Here is a 266-nt window from a genome sequence, read left to right on the forward strand (position 1 = left end):
GGGTTGAATGCATCCGCATCTGGCCAAAACAAGCACTGCTGAGAGTCTGCTTATGGCCGAAAGCAGCCGTTTGCATGCGTAAAAATAAGCTCAACAGTCCGATACGGGACGCATCTGTCCGCCCACCTTGGCGCAATTGCGCCTCATAAACACAAATGTTTAAAAAGACATCTCCAGTCACGCTCCTAGGCTACACATCCTTGCGCCTTTGCCTACAGCTGCGCCAGAATCCGCCGGCTTGTGCGCCTTGGGGGCGGGTTCTATTG

General features: G+C 53.8%; 1 protein-coding gene. It reads right to left on the reverse strand.

The genetic code is table 11. The features are described from left to right. Nucleotides 1-181: hypothetical protein (locus tag AAEY83_RS15680; RefSeq protein ID WP_351060418.1), on the reverse strand; the 181-nt coding region annotated here is incomplete at its 3' end. Nucleotides 182-266: the final 85 nt, after the last annotated feature.

The sequence above is a fragment of the Psychrobacter sp. TB20-MNA-CIBAN-0197 genome (genome assembly GCF_040309765.1).
GTDB lineage: Bacteria > Pseudomonadota > Gammaproteobacteria > Pseudomonadales > Moraxellaceae > Psychrobacter > Psychrobacter submarinus.